This window comes from Nonomuraea sp. NPDC050227 (assembly GCF_044459705.1).
GTDB lineage: Bacteria > Actinomycetota > Actinomycetes > Streptosporangiales > Streptosporangiaceae > Nonomuraea.
In genome coordinates this window covers 1-19,683 of sequence record NZ_JBITJF010000012.1, presented here as the reverse complement: position 1 = coordinate 19,683, position 19,683 = coordinate 1, and the positions used below count along the sequence as shown (strand labels likewise).

Sequence of the window (19,683 nt, the reverse complement as noted above, 5' to 3'; positions counted from 1 at the left end):
CTTCAGGGGCTGCGGGTCGCTGATCACCTTAGACCAGCAGCAGCCGCCCGCTTGCGCGCCAGGGCGTCGACGCCCGCGGCGAGCAGCAGGACGCACCCGGTGACCAGGTACTTCACGCTGGCACCGTAGCCCATCAGGCCCATGCCGTTCTCGATCACGGCCACCACGGCGCCGCCGAGCACCGCGTCGAGCACCCGCCCCTTGCCGCCGAACAGGCTGGTGCCGCCGATGACGGCCGCGCCGACCGCGTACAGCAGCACCGAGCTGCCGCCCGTGTTCGGGTCGACCGAGCTGGCCCGGGAGGCGGCCACGATCCCGCCGACCGCCGCCATCGCGGAGCAGATCACGAACGCCGCGATCTTGATGCGGTCGACCGGGATGCCCGCCCGGCGCGCGGCCTCGGTGTTGCCGCCGACCGCGTACAGGTGCCGGCCGAACGCGGTGCGCCGCAGCACCAGCGTCCAGACCACCAGCAGCACGACGATCACCGGCACCACGATCGGCACGCCGGTGAGCGAGACCAGCGCGGGGTTGCGGCTGCGCTCCAGGTTGAGCACGTAAACCGCGAGCCCGCCGAGCAGCGCCAGGGCGCCCACGCGGGCCGCGATCAGCGACAGCGGGTCGGCGACCAGGCCGCGCGCGGACCGGTTCCTGGCCCGCAGGAGCTGCACGGCCGCGAAGCCCGCCACGCACACCGCGTACAGGATCCAGCCGAGCAGCGGCGGCAGGTTCTTGTTGGCGACGGCGACGATCACGCTGTCCCGGACGGAGATGTTCGTGCCCTCGTTGACCAGCACCAGGACCAGGCCCTGGAAGGCCAGGAAGGCGGCCAGCGTGACCACGAACGACGGTATGCCGACCTTGGCCACCAGCGTGCCCAGGACGATGCCGATGAGCACGCCGGTGGCGATGGCGGCCAGGACGCAGACGTACCAGGGCAGGCCGAAGGTGGCCAGCGTGACGGCGAGCACCGCGGCGCAGACGCCGCTGGCGAAGCCGGCCGACAGGTCGATCTCGCCCAGCAGCAGGACGAACACCAGGCCCATGGCGATGAGCGTGACGTTCGCGCCCTGGGTGAACAGGTTGGCGAAGTTGATCGAGGTGACGAACGCGGGCCGGGCCAGGGCGAAGACCGTGCAGAGCACGATCAGGCCGAGCACGGCGGGCAGCGCGCCCATGTCGCCGCCCCGGACGCGCTCCCAGTACGCCCGCACGCTGTGCGCGATCGACGGGGACTGCGCGGCGGCGACGATGGCCTCGCCCGGGAGTTCCTTGACCTTGCTCATGGGGTGACCCCGTTCTTGAGGCCGAGTTCGCCGCTGCGACCCGAGGTGATCAGTTCGACGACCTGGGCGTGCGTCACGTCGGCGGTCTTGACCTGGGCGGCCATCCTGCCGAGGTAGAGCGCCGCGATCCGGTCGGAGACGGCGAACACGTCGTTCATGTTGTGCGAGATGAGGACGACCGCGAGGCCCGTGTCGGCCAGCCTGCGCACGAGTTCGAGCACCTGCGCCGTCTGGGCCACGCCGAGGGCCGCGGTGGGCTCGTCGAGGATGACGACCTTGCTGTTCCACAACACGGCCTTGGCGATCGCGACGGTCTGCCGCTGGCCGCCGGACAGGCTGGAGACCTGCTGCCTGATGGACTTCACCGTGCGCACGGACAGGCTGCTGAGCGTCTTCTCGGCCAGCTCCTCCATGCTGTCCTCGTCGAGCAGGAAGCCGTTCTTGCGTTCCCTGCCGAGGAACATGTTCTGGACGATGTCGAGGTTGTCGCAGAGCGCCAGGTCCTGGTAGACGATCTCGATGCCGAGCTCGCCCGCGTCCCGGGGGGTGTGGACGGCGACCTGGCGGCCGTCGAAGAGGATCTGGCCCGAATCGATGGGGTAGATGCCGCCGATGCACTTGACCAGCGTCGACTTGCCGGCGCCGTTGTCGCCGACCAGCGCCGTGACCTCGCCGGGGTAGGCGGAGAACTCGACCTCGTGCAGCACCTTCACCGGACCGAAACTCTTGTCGATCCCGCGCACTTCGAGGAGGGGGGTCATGGGGCTCCCTAAAGAGGGGCGCGGCCTCGCGCCGGTGGCACCCGGCCGCGCCCGTCCATGCTATTGAATTCCGGCCTCAGTGCACTTCTTGGCGAAGTCGGCGGTGCAGAGCTCCTCCTTGGTGACGTAACCGTCGGCCACGACGTCCTTGACGTTGTCGAAGGTGATGGCCTGCGGCTCCAGCAGCTCGGAGGGCACGTCCTGGCTGGTCTCGGGGTCCTTGACGCTGGCGCTCGCCGTGGGCTTCTCGCCCTTGGCCAGCGCGACGGCGAGCTTGGCCCCGGCGTCGGCCTCCTTCTTGACCGCCTTGTAGACCGTCATGCACTGGTCGCCCGCCAGGATGTTCTGCAGGCCCTGGACGGTGGCGTCCTGGCCGGTGACCGGCACCTTGCCGTTGAGGTTCTGCTTCTTCAGCACGGTGATGGCGGCGTTGCCGAGGCCGTCGTTGGCGGCCAGCACCCCGGCGATCTTCGGCTGCTGGGTGAGCATCTGCTCGAAGATCGTCCCGGCCTGGGTGTTGTCCCAGTCGGGCACGGCCTGGTCGGGGCCCTTGACGTACTCGCCGGCGTCGAACTTGGGCTTGAGCACGCCGTCGTAGCCGTTCTTGAACAGGGTCGCGTTGTTGTCGGTCGGCGAGCCGTTCAGGTAGGCGACGATGGGCTTGTCGGCCTTCTTGTCGGCCAGGCACTTGCTCAGACCCTCGCCCTGGAGCGTGCCGACCTTGGTGTTGTCGAAGCTGACGTAGTAGGCGGCGCCGCCGCCCAGGGTCAGGCGGTCGTAGTCGATGGTGGCCACGCCCTGCGACTTGGCCTTCTCGATGACGGCCTTGCCGCTGCCGCTGTCCAGGTTGACGATCATCAGGACGGTGGCCCCGTTGGTGATCATCTGGTCGGCGATGGTCTGGAACGCCGTCTTGTCGTTCTGGGCGTTCTGGATGTCGTACTGGACGCCGGCGGCCTTGAACGCCTCTTCCAGGTACTTGCGGTCCGCCGTCTCCCAGCGCGCCGACGACTTGCTGTCCGGGAGGATGACGCCGATCTTGCCGGCCTTCGCGGCCTGTGTCGCCGAGGCGGAGGAGGTGGAGGTGGTGCCGGTCTGACCGCTGTCGCCCCCGCAGGCGGTGAGACCGAGGGCGAGCGTCGCCGCCGCGGCGGTCAGGCTGAGGATCCCCTTGCGCATGATGCAGGGTCCTTTCTTCCGGAGGGGCCCGGATGAATGTTGTTTGCGGCAACGTATTCCGCCGCGGCCTGCTTTGGAAGACCCTTCCGTCCGGCAGTTTGTTGTTTCCGGTAACAATCCAGAAACACGAGGACGCGGTTCCGTGACCGGGAGCGGGCCGGCGTGGCGGGAAGCGGCCGACTCCGGGGCGGCCGGGACCGGCAGAAGCAGCCGGCTTTCAGGGGCCGGGGCCGGTCGGGCGACGTGGCGGGACCGGGGCGGGTGCCGGCCGCCGGAGCTCGTCGCGCGAGCTCCGGCGGACGTCCGGGTCAGCTCGCGGCGCGGTCGCCCAGGTGGCGGCGGCGCAGCGCGGGATCGGTCAGGGGGGCGGGGCTCCAGAGGCCGACCGGGTGGTAGACGTTGGTGCCGGGCGGCACGAGCTCGTCGATCCGGTCCATCACGGCGTCGTCGAGCAACAATGAGGCGCCCTTCAGCGAGCCCTCCAGCTGCTCCATCGTGCGCGGGCCGAGAATGACCGAGGTGACCGCCGGATGCGACGTGACGAAGGCGACGGCCAGGGCCGGCAGGGTGCAGCCGAGCTCGTCCGCCAGCTTCACCAGCTCCTCGACGACCTCCAGCTTGGCCGCGTTGACCGGGATGGACGGGTCGAACCGTTCCGGCGCCCGCGCGGCGCGACCTCGCGACAGGTCGATCTGCTGTCCCTTGCGGTAGCGTCCGGTCAGGAAACCCCAGCCCAGCGGGCTGTAGGTGAGCACGCCCATGCCGAGCCGCTGCGCCGTGGGCAGCACGTCGCCCTCGATGCCGCGGGCCAGGATGTTGTACGGCGGCTGCTCGGTGCGGAACCGGTACAGGCCGCGCTGCCGGGCCACGTGGTAGGCCTCGACCGTCTCGTGCGCCGGGAAGGCCGAGCTGCCGAAGGCGCGGATCTTGCCCTGCCGCACCAGGTCGGTGAGCGCGGAGAGGGTCTCCTCGATGTCGGTCCGGTGGTCGGGGCGGTGGATCTGGTAGAGGTCGATCCAGTCGGTGCGCAGCCGCCTGAGGCTCGCCTCCACCTCGCGGACGATCCAGCGCCGCGAGTTGCCGCCCCGGTTGGGCCCCTCCCCCATCGGGAAGTGCACCTTGGTGGCCAGCACCACCTCGTCTCGCCTGCCCTGCAACGCCTTGCCCACGATCTCCTCCGACTCGCCCGCCGAGTACATGTCGGCGGTGTCGACGAAGTTGATCCCTTGGTCGAGGGCGGCGTGGATGATGCGGATGCTGTCGTCATGGTCGGGGTTGCCGGCCGAGCCGAACATCATGGTGCCGAGGCAGTGGGCGCTGACCTCGATGCCGGTGCCGCCGAGGATGCGATATCTCATGTCCCGGAACCGTAGGTTCTAGAGTCGGCTCTAGGTCAAACTGGGCGACATGGCAGGTTTGAGCATTGGCCAGGTCGCCGAGCGCACCGGGCTCAGCGTGCACACTCTCCGGTTCTACGAGCAGGAGGGCCTGCTGGCCCAGCCCGTACAGCGGGGAGCCACAGGACGCCGGGTCTACAGCGAGGGTGACGTCGACTGGCTCGGCGTGTGCATCCGGCTGCGCGCCTCCGGCATGCCCCTGACCGACATCCGGCGCTACACCGAGCTCGTCAGGGCGGGCCAGGGCAACGAGGCGGAACGGCTGGAGGTGCTGCGCGAACATCAGGAACGGGTGCTCGCCCGGATGCGGGAGCTCGACGGCTGCCTCAAGCTGATCACCAACAAGGTGGCGGTCTACGAGGGACGCCTGGGCCTGCGCGACGACATCCCGGAATGCACTCCCTGATCCATCACGGAGAGTAACCATTCGCGGACGACCACATCGGGCGACGCACCTGCCCAGCAGCTCGGCGCATGATTCATGGCGAGATCGAATGTCACCTTACGGTTACTGTGCGTGACGTGTGAGGCGCATGAGGATTGAGGAGCCCTCGAAACGGAAGGAATCCCGCCCATGCGCTTCTCTGCTCGCCTGGCCGCCCTGCCCCTGGTCCTCGCCTCGGCGACCGCGCCGCTCGTCGCGGCCGCCCCCGCCCGGGCCGCGACCGGCCAGGTGGTCGTCTTCCAGGTCGAGACGCTCCCCCTTGAGGTCTACAACGACCCCAGGGGCTGCACGAAGCTACCCCTCGCCGCGCACGTGCTCAACAACCAGACCGATCAGGTCGTCCGCATCTACGGCGACCCGTTCTGCTTCGGGTCGTCCGTCACGGTCCGGCCCGGCCACGGCAGCCACGTCCCGGCGGGGTCGGGCAGCTTCTCAGCCGCCTAGGCGAGCGCCGATCGGCCCCCGCGTCCGCGGGGGCCGTCGTCGCGCGTGGGCGTCCTCCTGGCTTGAACCCGTCGGTAGACTGCCCGCTCATGACCGAATTCGACGAGCAGGGACGCCCGGAACCGCCCTTCATGGGCGACGAGACCGAGACCCTCCTGGGCTTCCTCGACTTCCTGCGGGCCACCCTGGAGTGGAAGTGCTCCGGCCTCGACGCGGCGGGCCTCGGCGCCACCACCGCCGCCTCCCCGATGACGCTCGGCGGCATGCTCAAGCACCTGGCCTACGTCGAGGACCACTGGTTCTCCCGCCGTCTGCACGGGAACGACCCGCACGCCCCCTGGGACACCGTCGACTGGACGGCCGACCCCGACTGGGACTGGCACTCCGCCGCCCACGACTCCCCCGACGAGCTGCGCGCGCTCTGGCGGGACGCGGTGGCCCGCTCGCGCGCCCTGACCGCCGAGGCGCTGGCCGCGGGCGGCCTCGACCAGCCCGCCCAGCGTCCCTGGCCGGACGGCCGCCGCCCGCACCTGCGCTGGATCCTCGTCCACATGATCGAGGAGTACGCCCGGCACAACGGCCATGCCGACCTCATCCGCGAGTCCGTCGACGGGCAGACCGGCGAGTAGCCCGGCGGATCAGGCCAGCAGGCTCTGCGCGATCAGGGCCAGCGCCGACGCGGTCGCCACGACCAGGACGGCCGTCCGCACCTTGCCGCCGTCCAGGTGGCGGCGCAGCGGCCGGGACGCCAGGAAGCCCAGGATCATCGGCACGATCAGGGTCGCGCCGGTGGCCAGGGCGCGGGCGGGCAGGTGGCCGACGAACGCCAGGATGGCGATCGACTGCGCGGCGCTCAGGAAGAAGAACATCGCCAGGGTGGCCCGGATCTGCGGCCCCTTGGCACTCTGGTACACCAGCGCCAGGGGCGGGCCGCCGATGCCCGTGGCGGTGCCGGTGATCCCGGACACGAAGCCCGCGCCGGTGATCGTCGCGCCGTTGCGGACGACGCTGACCGTACGCGCGGTGAGCCCCACCGCCAGCAGCACCATCACCCCGACCAGCACGCCGAGCGCCTGGACGGAGACGTACACGACGATGACGGCGCCGACGGCGCTGCCGGGGACCCGGCCCAGCAGCGCGAACCCGAGCCCCCGCCAGTCCACCCGCCGCCACTCGGCGGCCAGCGTGAACAGCGGCAGGGTCATGTTGACCACCTGGATCGCGCCGGGCATCAGGCTGTGGTCGAGCATCGTCAGCACGGGCGCGGCCACCAGCCCCAGCCCGAACCCCACACTCCCCTGCACGACCGCGCCCAGAAAGACCGCCATACTCCCGACAAGCAACACAAATCCCGCATCACTCACGCCGAAAGTCAACCACCCTCACCCAGCGTCACCCCTGATGGACAGCCCCACCGGGCGAGCGGGCCACGGGGCGCGAGGGCGGGAGGCGGGGCGCGAGGGCGGGGTGCGAGGGCGGGGTGCGGGGTGCGTTGGCCGGAGTCCGTTGGTCGGGGTGCGGGGGCGGGTGCGTTGGTCGGGGAAGCTCTATGCTGCTCACCGTGCACTCCCCCGCTCCGCGTGCCCTCGTCGCCCTGTCGGTGCTGACGGTCGTCCTTCAGGCCGGGCCCGTGGAGGCCGTCGCGGCGCCGAGGCTCGCCCGGTCGGCCTGCCCCGAGACGCCGATGAGCTCAGGCGGGATCCCCAGGAGCCGCGAATACCTCACCGCGGTTCTGAAGTGCCTGGACAAGTCGTGGTCCGCCCATTTCAGGCGCACCGGCCGGACGTTCCGCAAGCCCGTCGTCCGCTACTACGACGAGCCGGTGCGTGAGGTGTGCGGGTTCGCCTGGCCCGAGCACGCGGCGGCCTTCTACTGCATCGGCCGTGACACCCTCGTCCTCCCGCTGACCGGCGCCTGGATCGAGGACCGCACCGACCTCTACCCGTTCAAGGTCGTCGCCCACGAGTACGGCCACCACGTGCAGAGCCTCCTCGGCGTGCGCAAGGGCGCGCAGAGCCGGCGCTACGAGCTCCAGGCCGACTGCCTGGCCGGCGCGTTCCTGGGCAGCGTGTGGCCGTCGCTGAGCCGTACCCGGCAGGACTGGACGGCGCTGCTCGACGCCACCAGGGCCGCCGGCGACGAGGGCGAGGAGCACAGCCACGGCACGGGCGCCAACCGGGTGCGCTGGCTGGAACGCGGCTACCGGGCGGTCTCGCCGGCGGCCTGCGACACCTGGTCGGCCCCCGCCTCGCAGGTCTCCTGACGGTCGAGGCGGGCCTGCATGCCGTCGAGGATGAGCCGCAGCCCGTCCTCGAACGACCGCTCCCCCTGCGGGTCGCCCACCTCCGCCAGCCCGGCCGTCAGCCGGGGGTGGGCCCGCTGGAAGGCGGCCATGTCGGGCATGGCGCCGTCGGCGTCCGGCCGGGTCCGGTCGGCCTGCTCCTCCAGCACGAACCCGGCGACGTACACGCTCATCGCGAACAGCCCGCGGACGGCGTCGCCCACCGCGAACCCGGCCGACTCCAGGGCCGCCACCGACCGCTCCACCACCTCGAACAGCACCGGTGACGGCCGGGTGCCGGCCACCAGCCGGGCGCCGTCGCGGTAGGAGTTGAGCATCGCCCGGTCGCGGTGGGCGTGGTCCCTCATCCACTCGCGCCAGGCGGCGGGCTCGGTGAGCGCGGGGCGGGTCATGTGGGCGGCGGTCATCGCCTCGGCCATCGCGTCGAGGAGCTCCTGCTTGTTCGTGAAGTGCCAGTAGAGCGCGGGCGCCTGCACGCCCAGCTCGCCCGCGAGCCGCCGCAGCGTGAGCCCGTCGAGCCCGGTCTCCTGCAGCAGCCGCAGCGCGGCGGCCACGATGGTGCCCTTCTCAAGTGCCACGGTTGACAGCTTAACAACGTTCAATGCATCCTTAACGCTGTTAGATTTAACGCCGTTAAGGAGCCTCGCGATGATCTGCGCGGAGGGTTTGCGGAAGCGGTACGCGGCCACGGAGGCGCTCAGGGGCATCGACCTCGACGTCCCGGCCGGCACGGTGTGCGGGCTGCTCGGCCCCAACGGAGCAGGCAAGACGACGACCGTGCGCATCCTGGCCACCCTGCTCCGCCCGGACGGCGGCCGGGCCGAGGTCGCCGGGCTCGACGTGGTGCGCGACGCGGCCCGGCTGCGCTTCCGCATCGGCCTGGCCGGTCAGCACGCCGCCGTGGACGAGCTGCTGACCGGCCGGCGCAACCTGGAGCTGTTCGGCCGCCTCTACCACCTGTCCAGGGCGCGGGCCAGGAGCAGGGCCGAGGAGCTGCTGGAGCGGTTCGGACTGGCCGCGGCCGGGCGGCGGCTGGTCAGGACGTACTCGGGCGGCATGCGGCGGCGGCTCGACCTGGCCGCGAGCCTGATCGTCGCGCCGCCCGTGCTGTTCATGGACGAGCCGACCGCGGGGCTCGACCCGCGCAGCCGCCGCGAGCTCTGGGACGCGCTGCGCGACCTGGTCCGCGAGGGCACCACGCTGCTGCTGACCACCCAGTACCTCGACGAGGCCGACCACCTGGCGGACCAGGTCGTGGTGCTGCGCGAGGGCCGGGTCGCCGCGGCGGGCTCCCCCGGCGCGCTCAAGAGGCAGGTCGGCGGCGACCGCGTGCAGATCGTCTTCCGCCACCCCGGCGACGCGGCGGCGGCCCTCGGAGCGCTCGGGCCCACGCTCGGGCCCACGTCCGGGCCCACGTCCGGGCTCGCCTTCGAGCCGGGCGGGACCCGGGTGACCCTGCCGGCGCCCGACGGGGCCCAGTCGCTGGTCCGCGTCGCCCGCGCCCTCGACGTGGCCGGGATCGCCGTCGAGGATCTCGCGCTCCGCCGTCCGACGCTCGACGAGGTCTTCCTCCACCTGACCGCATGACAGGAGCCACGAGCATGAACCTGCGCTGGACCGTCACCGACTCCCTGACCATCGCGGGCCGCACGTACTCGCGGTGGAAGGCCCAACCGGGGGAGATCGCCGGATTCCTGGTGTTCCCCGTCATCATGACCGTGCTGTTCGGGTACGTCTTCGGCAGCGCGATCACCCTGCCCGGCGGCGGCGACTACCGCAGCTTCCTCATGCCGGGCATCTTCATGCAGGTCATGGCCATGACGGCGACCGCGGCCGCCACGGCGGTGGCCGAGGACATGGAACGCGGGATCATCGACCGGTTCCGCGCGCAGCCCATCGCCCGCAGCGCCGTGCTCATCGGGCGCAGCGTGGCCGACCTGTCGATGCACCTGATGTCGCTGGCCGCCATGGTCGCGGCGGCCGTGCTGCTGGCCGGCTGGCGTGCGCACGGCTCACCGGGCCAGACGGCGGCGGCGTTCGGGCTGCTGGCGCTGTTCGGCCTGGCGATGATCTGGGTGGGCACCTGCATCGGCCTGTACGTGCGCAGCGGCACGCAGGCCGACGCGGCCACGTTCGGCTGGCTGTTCCCGATGACCTTCCTGGCCAACACGTTCGTGCCCACCGAGGGCCTGCCCGCCTGGCTGCGGCCGGTGGCCGACTGGAACCCGATGAGCGCGACCGTGGCCGCCGCCCGCCGCCTGTTCGGCAACCCGACCTCGGCCGGGGCGGTCTGGCCGCTGCAACATCCGGTCGCGGCGAGCCTGCTGTGGTCGGCGGCGCTCATCGCCGTCTTCGCCCCGCTGGCGACCCACCGTTACCGCACGTCCAGCCGCTGAGACGTCGCTGGACAGCGGAGAGCCGCCCGGCGGAGGGTGTTCCGCCGGGCGGCTCTCACGGGTCGGGTGAAACCCCCGATGCGGGCGCGTGAGGATCCGCGCCCCGTCCCCGGCCCGCGTCCGGCTCTTGACCGGGCGCGGGCGCGGGAAGTTCTACTTGGCCAGCAGCGAGCGCAGGACGTACTGCATGATGCCGCCGTGCCGGTAGTAGTCGGCCTCGCCGGGCGTGTCGATGCGGACTACCGCGTCGAACTCGACGTCGCCGGCCTTGACGTGCACGGTGGACGGGATGCCGCCGCCGTTGAGCGCCTCGACGCCGGTGATGTCGAACGTCTCCTCGCCGGTCAGCCCGAGCGAGGCCGCCGTGGCGCCCTCGGGGAACTGCAGCGGGAGCACGCCCATGCCGATCAGGTTGGAGCGGTGGATGCGTTCGTAGGACTCGGCGATCACGGCGCGCACGCCGAGCAGCGCGGTGCCCTTGGCCGCCCAGTCGCGCGAGGAGCCCGAGCCGTACTCCTTGCCCGCCAGCACCACCAGCGGCGTGCCGGCCTCGGCGTAGTTGACCGAGGCGTCGTAGATGAACGACACCGGGCCGTCGGGCTGGGTGAAGTCGCGGGTGTAGCCGCCCTCGGTGCCCGGCGCGATCTGGTTGCGCAGGCGGATGTTGGCGAACGTGCCGCGGATCATCACCTCGTGGTTGCCGCGCCGCGAGCCGTAGGAGTTGAAGTCGCGCACCTCGACGCCGTTGGCCTGCAGGTACTGGGCCGCGGGGGTGCCGACCTTGATCGAGCCGGCCGGGGAGATGTGGTCGGTGGTGACCGAGTCGCCGACCTTGACCAGCACGCGGGCGCCCGAGATGTCGGTCACCGGCTCCGGCTTCTCCGGCATGCCCTCGAAGTAGGGGGCCTTGCGCACGTACGTGGAGGACGGGTCCCACTCGAAGGTGTCGCCGGTCGGGATCGGCAGCGAACGCCAGTGGTCGTCGCCCTTGAACACGTCGGCGTAGTCGCGCTCGAACATGTCGCGGCCGATCGAGGAGTTGACCACCGCGGCGATCTCCTCCGGCGCGGGCCAGACGTCGCGCAGGAACACCGGCTGCCCGTCGGAGCCGAGGCCGAGCGGCTCGTTGTCGAGGTCGATGTCCATCGTGCCGGCCAGCGCGTACGCCACGACGAGCGGCGGCGAGGCCAGGTAGTTCATCTTGACGTCGGGGTTGATGCGGCCCTCGAAGTTCCGGTTGCCGGACAGGACCGCGGTGACCGCGAGGTCGTTGGCCTGGATGGCGTCGGAGATCTCGGTGGGCAGCGGGCCCGAGTTGCCGATGCAGGTGGTGCAGCCGTAGCCGACCAGGTTGAAGCCGATCTTGTCGAGGTACGGCTGCAGCCCGGAGCGCTCGAAGTAGCCGGTGACGACCTGCGAACCCGGGGCCAGCGAGGTCTTGACCCACGGCTTGCGGGTCAGGCCCTTCTCGACGGCGTTGCGGGCCAGCAGCGCCGCGCCGATCATGACGTACGGGTTGGAGGTGTTGGTGCACGAGGTGATCGCGGCGATCGACACGATGCCGTGGTCGATCTCGAACGACGTGCCGTCGGCCAGCGTGACCGGGACCGGCTTGTGCGGCCGGCCGCCGTCGGCGCGGGCGTTGGAGGCGGGCGCGTCGGAGGCCGGGAAGGACTCCTCGCCCTCCTCGTCGACGCCGTCGGCCACGTAGTTCTGGACGTCGCGGCGCCAGGCGTCCTTGGCCGCCGACAGCTCGATGCGGTCCTGGGGACGCTTGGGGCCGGCGATCGACGGCACGACCGTGCTGAGGTCGAGCTCGATGTACTCGGAGAAGACCGGCTCGGGGCCCTGCGGGTCGAGCCAGAGGCCCTGGGTCTTGGCGTACGCCTCGACCAGCGCGATCTGCTCCTCGGAGCGGCCGGTCAGGCGCAGGTAGTCGACGGTCTGGCCGTCGATCGGGAAGATGGCGCAGGTGGAGCCGAACTCGGGGCTCATGTTGCCGATCGTGGCCCGGTCGGCCAGCGGCACGGAGGAGACGCCCTCGCCGTAGAACTCGACGAACTTGCCGACCACGCCGTGCTTGCGCAGGATCTCGGTGATCGTCAGGACCAGGTCGGTGGCGGTGGCGCCCGCGGGCAGCTTGCCGCTGAGCTTGAAGCCGACCACGCGCGGGATCAGCATGGAGATCGGCTGGCCGAGCATGGCGGCCTCGGCCTCGATGCCGCCGACGCCCCAGCCGAGCACGCCGATGCCGTTCTCCATCGTGGTGTGGGAGTCGGTGCCGACGCAGGTGTCGGGGTAGGCCTTGCCGTCGCGGATCATGACGACGCGGGCCAGGTGCTCGATGTTGACCTGGTGGACGATGCCGGTGCCGGGCGGCACGACCTTGAACTCGTCGAAGGCCGTCTGGCCCCAGCGCAGGAACTGGTAGCGCTCGCGGTTGCGCTCGTACTCGCGCTCGACGTTGCGCTGGAAGGCGTCGGGGTGGCCGAAGTAGTCGACGATGACGGAGTGGTCGATGACCATCTCGGCGGGCGCGAGCGGGTTGATCCTGGCGGCGTCGCCGCCCAGGTCGCGCACGGCCTCGCGCATGGTGGCCAGGTCGACCACGCAGGGGACGCCGGTGAAGTCCTGCATGATGACGCGGGCCGGGGTGAACTGGATCTCCACGCTGGGCGTCGCGGCCGGGTCCCAGCCGCCGAGCGCCCGGATGTGGTCGGCGGTGACGTTGGCGCCGTCCTCGGTGCGGAGGAGGTTCTCCAGCAGGATCTTCAGGCTGTACGGGAGGCGTGCGGCGCCCTCGACGGCGTCAAGCCGGAAAATCTCGTACGACGCGTCGCCGACGCGTAGCGTGTCACGGCTGCCGAAGCTGTTCGCGGACACGGTGATTCGCCTCCTCCATCAGACAATTGCTCAGTTGAATCCTGCCGCACCCACGGAACGACACGTACGTTAGGTGAACCTAACTTGCGGGGCTCGCGGCGGATGTCTCGACGTCAAGATATTACTACGGTATCTCGACATCAAGTTAAAGCGGGGCGAGCCGCCAGAAGAGCAGGCCGATGATGGCGACGGAGAGGATCGGCGCGAGGATCTTCTGCTCGAACTTCTTGCCGGTCTTGATGCCGATCTTCCACGGCAGCACGAACTTGGCGCCGAGCGGCCACAGCACCGGGCAGCCCCGTTCCGTCATGCAGTCGCCGACGACGTGGATCAGGCAGCCGACGCCCACGGCCAGCCCGAGCCAGGCGTAGCCGACGTTCAGGGAGAGGAACACGGCGTAGAGCCCGGCCGTCATGCCGATGTTGATCATGATGGACCCGGCCTTGTTGCCCGGGATGCCGATGCCGATCGCCCGCAGGGCCAGCCCGATCATCAGCACGACCGTGATGTCACGGGCGATCGGATAGGAGTTGACCAGCCAGTGGACGCCGAACCCGAGCGCCGCCGCGAAGGCCAGCGAGTGCGTCATGCCGCGGTGGCCGCCGCTGATCCAGGACACGAACTTGCTGAGCAGCCAGGTGACCGGGCCGAAGGTCTGGGCGATGGTCGCGCTGGGATGGTCGAGGTCGGGCAGCATGGCCGCCCCCGCGCAGACCAGGGCTCCGGCGATCAGCTCGGCCGGGCCGAGCGCGCCGGCCATGATGCCGGTCTCGATGAACCGGGAGCTCTCGTTCAGCAGCGGCAGTGCGGCGAGCGGCGGCGCCAGCGCCAGCCACGCGATCGCCCCGGTCATCGCGTGCGTGTGCCCCATCATGATCGGGACTGTATTGCAAAGAGCCGCTTTACGCGGAGATCCCGGCCGCCAGGTTCTGCTGACGCTGGAACGGTCCGTCCGAAAACACCCGCAAACGCAGACGAGGTCGTCTCCGCGGCGACAGCACCCCCCAGCCCTGCCGACGCGGAACGACCTCGTCTGCTCTGTTCAACGGCGGACATCCCAAGACTGTTCCCCAATTCCGCAACTTTTTCGTGATCTGGCTCACTCTGTGCCCCGCCTTGCCAACGAAACAGTAGCGATATATCGTCGACACATCGAGAACAGATCGCGATATAGGGAGAAAGAGCATGACTTACGCACACGCAGCGGGCGACCAGTGGTTCGGCCCGCGGGAGAACCTGCGCGCGGCCCGCGAGAAGCTGAGGGCCATCGCCGACGCCTTCGAGCAGATGGGCGGCCATCACCACCATCACCGGGGCGGCGGCGGGCCGGGCGAGCGCAGGCAACGCGGCCGGCGCGGCGGGCCGGGCGGACCGTTCCCGTTCGACTTCGGCCGCGGCGGCCCCTTCGGCCCGGGCGGGCCCTGGGGCGGGCACCACGGCTGGGGCGGCGGCCGGGGCCGCAAGGCCAAGCGGGGCGACGTCCGCGCCGCGATCCTGGCCCTGCTGGCCGAGGAGCCGCGCAACGGCTACCAGATCATCCAGGAGATCGCCGAGCGCAGCGAGGGCGGCTGGAAGCCCAGCCCCGGCGCCGTCTACCCGGCGTTGCAGCAGCTCACCGACGAGGGCCTGGTGATCGCCGAGGAGAACGAGGGCCGCAAGACCTTCCGCCTCACCGACGAGGGCCGCGCCTACATCGACGCGCACGCCGACGAGGTCCGCGCCCCCTGGGACGAGATGCGTCCGGACATCGACGACAACACCGCCGATCTCTGGCACATCGCCCGACAGTCGGCATTCGCCATGATGCAGGTTCTTCAGACCGGAAACGACGCACAAATCCGCGAAGCGCGTAAGACTCTGGTTGAGACCCGGCGCAAGCTCTACCAGATCCTGGCCGACGGCGAACCGGGCGAGGAGTAACCAGGTGACCGGCTCCGCAGCGACAGGCCGGTTCGGGGAGAGCGAGGAACCAGACATGGACCACAACGATCTCCGCATCGGCGACGCCGAGCGCGAGCAGACGATGGCGGCCCTGCGCGAGCACTTCGCCCAGGGCCGCCTGACCCACGAAGAGCTCGACGAACGCCTCGACCGGGCGCTGGCCTCCAAGACGGTCCGCGACCTGTCCCAGGTGACGGCCGACCTGCCCGGCTCGTCCCCCTCCTACGCCCACCCTCAGCAGATGCCCCAGTTCGACCGGGACGCCTGGCGGCAGGCGATGAGGGCGCACCGCCACCAGATGCAGACCATGCGCCACGCGCAGGCCGGCCGTCCCTGGCACGACCATTCCCGCCGTCACTGGCGCGGCCACCGCGGTCCCGGCCTCCTGCCGCTCCTGATCGTCTTCGGGGTGCTGGGGCTGGTCTTCGGGTTCGGCCTCTTCAAGATCCTGCTGGCGGTCTTCCTGGTGGCCACCGTGTTCAACCTGGTGCACCGCCGCTTTCACTACCGCGGGTGACCTTCGCGTCCCTTCGTGACGTTGGGCCTTGACCAGAATCAACTGACATTTCATGATCTGGCGGGCGGATCTCACCGAACGAAGGGGCGTCGTATGACCGAGCCGGGTTCCGTGGTGGCCGTCACGAATCCGTTCGCCGCGGTGGGCGGCGCCGACGCGCTCGTCCTGGACGCGCCCGGCTATCTGGCGGCCTTCGAGCGCGACCACGCGGACTGCGTCGTCCCCCTGTGGAAGCTGGAGCGCGCCCAGAGCTTCTACGAGCCGGACGTGGCGAGCTGGCGGGCCATGATGGACGGCGACTGGGCGGGCTCCCTCTCCCTGGCCGAGCAGATGGCGCCGCTGGTGGCCGGTTACTTCCGCCACCGGATGCCGGTGAGCCGGGTGCGCGTGGTGGAGTTCCCCGTCAGCGCGTACCTGCAGTGGGAGATGCATCTGCTGGACATGCGGGCCAGGGCGGGCTCCCCCTGCCGGGTGGTGCCCGCGGCGCGCATGGCCGCCCTCGAACCGGTGCCCGAGCTGGTGATCTTCTCCCCCGTCCTGATGTACGAGGTCCTCTACGACGAGTACGGCGGCGGCCGGGGCGGCCGGCGCATCACCGATCCCGGCGTGATCGGCCCCTGCCTGCGGGCGGTCCAGGAGCTGTTCGCCGAGGGCGAGGACGTGCGCGACTTCCACCGGCGGGAGATCGTGCCGCTGCCGCCGCCGTCGGTCACCGACGAGATGCGGGCCGCGGTGCCCCCGTACGCCCACCGGACGGAGGAGTTCCGGGTCTGAGCGCGCCCGAAGTTCCGGCCCGCGGCTGGAACGGGCCACGACGCATCTCCTGACACTTTGGTTTACCCGGACATCAGGGAAATTTCGCAAATTTCGTGACACAGGGGTTGCGGTCCCACCAGAATGCGGTGCGATCCAGCGTCCATCGCAACTGGAGGAAGCCCCCATGCGCAGACCCCTAGGGGTACTCGCCGGCCTGGTGAGCCTGGCTGCACTCGGTACGCCGACGACCCCGGCGAACGCCGCGACGGCAGCCGCGGCCGGCAGCGAGGCCGCCGGCCGCTGCCGGGTCACCGTGGCCACGCCTCGCGTCAACGACACCGCTCAGATCGTCGCCTCCGCCGCCCGTCAGGGCTGCCTCACGGACGCGCTCCTGCGTGTCCGGCTCAAGCGCGCCGTCCCGGGCACGGACCCCGTCGTCAAGAGCGGCTCCACCCGGTCCGGCAGCGTCGCGCTCACCCTCCCCTGCGCGCCCGGCGTCTACTACGCCGTCGCCACCGACCACCGGGGCCGCGGCGCGACCTCCAGGGCGGTCCGGCTGACCTGCGCCCCGGCCCCGACGCCCACGGCGTCCCCCAAGCCCACCCCGACCGCCACCCCGACGGCCACCGCCACCCCGGCCCCTCAGCCGACCGCGACCGGCCCCGCCGGCACGGTGGGCACCGCCGAGGAGAACGAGGTCCTGCGCCTGGTCAACGCCGAGCGCGCCAAGGGCGGCTGCCAGCCGCTCAAGCACGACGCCCAGCTGCGCGCCGCGGCGTACGGCCACTCCGCCGACATGGCCGCCAAGGGCTACTTCAACCACACCTCGAAGGACGGCCGCAGCTTCATGGACCGCATCAGGGCGGCCGGCTTCACCGGCGGGACCGCCTTCGCCGAGAACATCGCCAGGGGCCAGGCCACCCCGGCCGCCGTGATGAACTCCTGGATGAACAGCTCGGGTCACCGGGCCAACATCATGAACTGCCGGTACACGGTGATCGGCGTGGGCGCGGCCAGGAACGGCCAGGGCCCCGTCCACTGGACGCAGGACTTCGCGGCCAGGTAGCCCTCGACGGGTGCCCCGCGCGCGTCGCGGGGCACCCCCGGGGTCAGACGCGGGTCAGCAGGACGTTTCCGTCGCCGGCCTTCCTGACCACGATGACCGCGTACAGCCCGGTCACCTTCGGGTCGCTGATGGTCAGGCGTTCCATCTTGTTCGGGCCGCCGCTCGCGGACTTGCGGGCGGCGGAACGCGGCAGCCCCCACGCGGCGGAGTCGGGCGCCATCACGAAGAGGTCGAGGTCCTGCCCGTTGCGCGGCACGACCGTGAGCGTGGCGGGCACGCCCTTCTCGATCCACGTCGTGCGCACCTCGGCCAGCCGGCCGGCGGCGATGGGGAACTCCTGCGGCGTCCCGGCCTCCAGGTTGCCCGCGGCCGCCTCGGTCACCTCCATCGCGTACTCCTCGTAGTCGGCGTCGGAGCTGACCGAGTTGACGAACCAGTTGCGGGTGGCGGAGCTGGGCTGCACGGCGACGAAGTCCGCGCTGGTGGCGGTCCAGTCGGCGCTCCTGACGGCGTCGCCGCCGGCGTTGGGCGCGGTGGTCAGGTCGACGTCCGCGCCGTCCGGTCCGGTGACGGCGGCCACCACGTGCCATTTGCCGGGCGTGGTGACGAAGGCCGTCTGCAGCGGGACGTTGGCGGGCCGGCGGATCGGATGCCGGTCGGCCAGGTCCTCCACGTGCTGGGTGGAGACGGCGTTCTGGAACAGCGCCGCCTCCGCCAGGTCGTGGTGCTGCGGGTCGAGCAGGGTCAGGAAGTGGTCGAGGTCCTGGGCGACCGCCTTCCTGAACGCGGCCACGACGGTCTCGGGCCCGACGCCGCCGAGGTCCCAGTACTTCTCGTCCCGCGTTCCGGAGTCGGCCAGGTCGAGCAGCACCCCGGCCACGCGGCCCTCGGTCCTGCCCGCGTCCGCCCCGGTCGGCCAGCCGTCGCTGAACCAGCGCGGGCTCTCCAGGTCGATCGCGGAGGTCGGCCACCGGTAGTGCGTGTCGTCGTAGGTCTGGACGGCGACCCAGTCGGCCCACCCCTCGATCCAGGCGCAGGTCGGGTTGATCATCGGCGCCCACATGAAGTGCTGTCCGCAGGCGCCGCCGGTCGACGGCCGCACGCCGGTGTAGTCCATGATGAAGTGCCCCAGCTCGTGGGGAAGCGTCATCTTCTCCAGCGGTATCGAGGCGTCCAGGTTGATCTGGAAGCGGCCCAGGCAGTCGGGGCCGGCACCCGGGCAGTAGTACGACGTGGGCAGCACCTTGTCCGGCCGCCAGATGATGGTCACCGACTGGCAGTTCTGCTCGCCCGGCTTCCAGCAGTCGTCGGCCGGGTCGTTCAGCCAGCCGGTGTAGGCCTTCCACGTGTCGTAGGCGGCCGAGTGCAGGCGGAACGCCCCCTCCATCGGGTCGCCGGCCGCGCTGCGGTAGTCGATGACGGTGACCGACGTGCCGGGAGGGACGTCCGGCGTGGTCGGGCCGGCGTCGGTGTAGATGTCGCCGGCCTTCTCCGAGAAGCCCACGGACCAGTAATTGCTGACCGGGCTGACCTCGATGTTGACGTCCTGGCCCGTGCCGTCCTCCTCGGTGCCGGGGAAGCACAGCTTGTAGGCGCCGGACGCGTCCGTCTCGGCCCAGCCGAGACTGAGCCGGCCGTTCGTGTCGGTGTCGAACGCGTCCACCTCGGCCATGGGCACGCCGCCGACGGTTCCGTCCGCCTTGAAGTAGGTGACGCGCCCCTGCACGCACGTGTCGCCGGCCGCCGCCCTCGCGGTCCTCTCCGTACGGCGCCCGCGGCCCTCGCGCGGCATGCCGAACACCGACGACTGCGCGCCCACGGTGACGTAGGCGAGCCCGCCGGAAGCGGGCCCAGGACGCCCGTCGCGAGCCTGGACGCGGATGGAGGCGGGGCCGGGCCCGACCGCCGTGACGACGCCCTCGTACCGGACCGTCCGGCCCGCACGGGCCCGCCAGGTCCGTGTGGCCCGGTCCACCGGGCTGCGGCCGATCGTCGCGGCGGCGCGGTCGAGCCCGGCGGGCGGGGTCGCCCACTTCAGGGTGTCCGGCAGCTCGATGATCGTGGTGGCGTCGGGCAGGTCCTGTTTCGGGGTCACCTCGACCGTGAGCTTCGCGCTCTGCCCCACGGCGGGGGCGCGATCGAGCGAGACGTCGACGGTGAAGCAGTCCCCCGGGACGCAGGACGGCTGTCCCGGGGCTGCGGCGTGGGCCGGGGTCGTGGTGAGTCCCACGGCCGCCAGCACCCCCGCCAGGATGGTCGCCATCAGACGGCGTGACATCGGCATGTCTCCTGATCAGCCCGCGCAGGCCA

General features: G+C 71.1%; 19 protein-coding genes. 10 read left to right on the top strand and 9 right to left on the bottom strand.

Features of this window, described 5'->3' with window-relative positions:
- Positions 1-23: 23 nt before the first annotated feature.
- The 4 genes from ACIBK9_RS37835 to ACIBK9_RS37820 all read right to left on the bottom strand — a co-directional run bounded on the left by ACIBK9_RS37835 (position 24) and on the right by ACIBK9_RS37820 (position 4,584).
- Complete coding sequence (locus ACIBK9_RS37835; protein WP_397163573.1) at positions 24-1,286, bottom strand: sugar ABC transporter permease; 1,263 nt, start codon at positions 1,284-1,286, stop codon at positions 24-26.
- Entirely contained in the window at positions 1,283-2,047 is a 765-nt protein-coding gene (locus tag ACIBK9_RS37830) for an ATP-binding cassette domain-containing protein (RefSeq protein WP_352365555.1), read from the bottom strand. Before ACIBK9_RS37830 ends, ACIBK9_RS37835 begins: the two co-directional genes overlap by 4 nt.
- Positions 2,048-2,107: 60 nt before the next feature.
- Positions 2,108-3,226 carry a substrate-binding domain-containing protein gene (locus ACIBK9_RS37825; protein WP_358284711.1) on the bottom strand — a complete coding sequence of 373 codons (1,119 nt, stop codon included), beginning with the start codon at positions 3,224-3,226 and terminating at the stop codon, positions 2,108-2,110.
- Positions 3,227-3,534: 308 nt separating this feature from the next.
- A complete protein-coding gene (locus ACIBK9_RS37820; protein WP_397163571.1) occupies positions 3,535-4,584 on the bottom strand; it encodes an aldo/keto reductase in 1,050 nt (349 codons plus the stop codon).
- 49 nt (positions 4,585-4,633) lie between these two features.
- Here ACIBK9_RS37820 and ACIBK9_RS37815 point away from each other — a divergent pair, with 49 nt between their 5' ends.
- From ACIBK9_RS37815 to ACIBK9_RS37805, 3 genes are all read left to right on the top strand, one after another.
- The gene (locus ACIBK9_RS37815; RefSeq protein WP_397163570.1) at positions 4,634-5,029 is read left to right on the top strand and encodes a MerR family transcriptional regulator; all 396 of its coding nucleotides are present in this window, start codon (positions 4,634-4,636) and stop codon (positions 5,027-5,029) included.
- A 168-nt stretch (positions 5,030-5,197) separates the two neighbouring features.
- Entirely contained in the window at positions 5,198-5,512 is a 315-nt protein-coding gene (locus ACIBK9_RS37810) for a hypothetical protein (RefSeq protein ID WP_397163568.1), read from the top strand.
- A gap of 89 nt (positions 5,513-5,601) precedes the next feature.
- Positions 5,602-6,141 carry a DinB family protein gene (locus ACIBK9_RS37805; RefSeq protein ID WP_397163566.1) on the top strand — a complete coding sequence of 180 codons (540 nt, stop codon included), beginning with the start codon at positions 5,602-5,604 and terminating at the stop codon, positions 6,139-6,141.
- A 9-nt stretch (positions 6,142-6,150) separates the two neighbouring features.
- Here ACIBK9_RS37805 and ACIBK9_RS37800 read toward each other — a convergent pair whose 3' ends face one another.
- The gene (locus ACIBK9_RS37800; RefSeq protein WP_397163564.1) at positions 6,151-6,840 is read right to left on the bottom strand and encodes a sulfite exporter TauE/SafE family protein; all 690 of its coding nucleotides are present in this window, start codon (positions 6,838-6,840) and stop codon (positions 6,151-6,153) included.
- Between the two features lie 221 nt (positions 6,841-7,061).
- Between ACIBK9_RS37800 and ACIBK9_RS37795 the strand changes: the two genes are divergently transcribed.
- Positions 7,062-7,775, top strand: a complete 714-nt coding sequence (locus ACIBK9_RS37795; protein WP_397163562.1) for a neutral zinc metallopeptidase — start codon at positions 7,062-7,064, stop codon at positions 7,773-7,775.
- On the opposite strand, the gene ACIBK9_RS37790 is transcribed toward ACIBK9_RS37795, so the two are convergent.
- Positions 7,712-8,392, bottom strand: coding sequence for a TetR/AcrR family transcriptional regulator C-terminal domain-containing protein (locus ACIBK9_RS37790; RefSeq protein ID WP_397163561.1), 681 nt, complete (start codon positions 8,390-8,392; stop codon positions 7,712-7,714). The two genes, ACIBK9_RS37795 and ACIBK9_RS37790, sit on opposite strands and share 64 nt — an antisense overlap.
- Positions 8,393-8,462: 70 nt before the next feature.
- Between ACIBK9_RS37790 and ACIBK9_RS37785 the strand changes: the two genes are divergently transcribed.
- Together ACIBK9_RS37785 and ACIBK9_RS37780 are read left to right on the top strand one after the other, a co-directional pair.
- Complete coding sequence (locus ACIBK9_RS37785) at positions 8,463-9,401, top strand: ATP-binding cassette domain-containing protein (protein ID WP_397163560.1); 939 nt, start codon at positions 8,463-8,465, stop codon at positions 9,399-9,401.
- 14 nt (positions 9,402-9,415) lie between these two features.
- Positions 9,416-10,210 carry an ABC transporter permease gene (locus ACIBK9_RS37780; protein ID WP_397163558.1) on the top strand — a complete coding sequence of 265 codons (795 nt, stop codon included), beginning with the start codon at positions 9,416-9,418 and terminating at the stop codon, positions 10,208-10,210.
- A 153-nt stretch (positions 10,211-10,363) separates the two neighbouring features.
- On the opposite strand, the gene acnA is transcribed toward ACIBK9_RS37780, so the two are convergent.
- Together acnA and ACIBK9_RS37770 are read right to left on the bottom strand one after the other, a co-directional pair.
- On the bottom strand, positions 10,364-13,093 hold the full coding sequence (gene acnA, locus ACIBK9_RS37775) for an aconitate hydratase AcnA (RefSeq protein ID WP_397163556.1): 2,730 nt from the start codon (positions 13,091-13,093) through the stop codon (positions 10,364-10,366).
- A 145-nt stretch (positions 13,094-13,238) separates the two neighbouring features.
- Complete coding sequence (locus ACIBK9_RS37770; RefSeq protein ID WP_358284688.1) at positions 13,239-13,967, bottom strand: metal-dependent hydrolase; 729 nt, start codon at positions 13,965-13,967, stop codon at positions 13,239-13,241.
- Positions 13,968-14,278: 311 nt separating this feature from the next.
- Here ACIBK9_RS37770 and ACIBK9_RS37765 point away from each other — a divergent pair, with 311 nt between their 5' ends.
- The 4 genes from ACIBK9_RS37765 to ACIBK9_RS37750 all read left to right on the top strand — a co-directional run bounded on the left by ACIBK9_RS37765 (position 14,279) and on the right by ACIBK9_RS37750 (position 17,373).
- A complete protein-coding gene (locus tag ACIBK9_RS37765; protein ID WP_397163554.1) occupies positions 14,279-15,013 on the top strand; it encodes a PadR family transcriptional regulator in 735 nt (244 codons plus the stop codon).
- Between the two features lie 55 nt (positions 15,014-15,068).
- Positions 15,069-15,551, top strand: a complete 483-nt coding sequence (locus ACIBK9_RS37760; protein WP_358284683.1) for a DUF1707 domain-containing protein — start codon at positions 15,069-15,071, stop codon at positions 15,549-15,551.
- Positions 15,552-15,644: 93 nt separating this feature from the next.
- The gene (locus tag ACIBK9_RS37755; RefSeq protein ID WP_397163553.1) at positions 15,645-16,325 is read left to right on the top strand and encodes a DUF6879 family protein; all 681 of its coding nucleotides are present in this window, start codon (positions 15,645-15,647) and stop codon (positions 16,323-16,325) included.
- Between the two features lie 166 nt (positions 16,326-16,491).
- A complete protein-coding gene (locus ACIBK9_RS37750; protein WP_397163552.1) occupies positions 16,492-17,373 on the top strand; it encodes a CAP domain-containing protein in 882 nt (293 codons plus the stop codon).
- 43 nt (positions 17,374-17,416) lie between these two features.
- Here ACIBK9_RS37750 and ACIBK9_RS37745 read toward each other — a convergent pair whose 3' ends face one another.
- On the bottom strand, positions 17,417-19,651 hold the full coding sequence (locus ACIBK9_RS37745) for a hypothetical protein (protein ID WP_397163550.1): 2,235 nt from the start codon (positions 19,649-19,651) through the stop codon (positions 17,417-17,419).
- Positions 19,652-19,683: the final 32 nt, after the last annotated feature.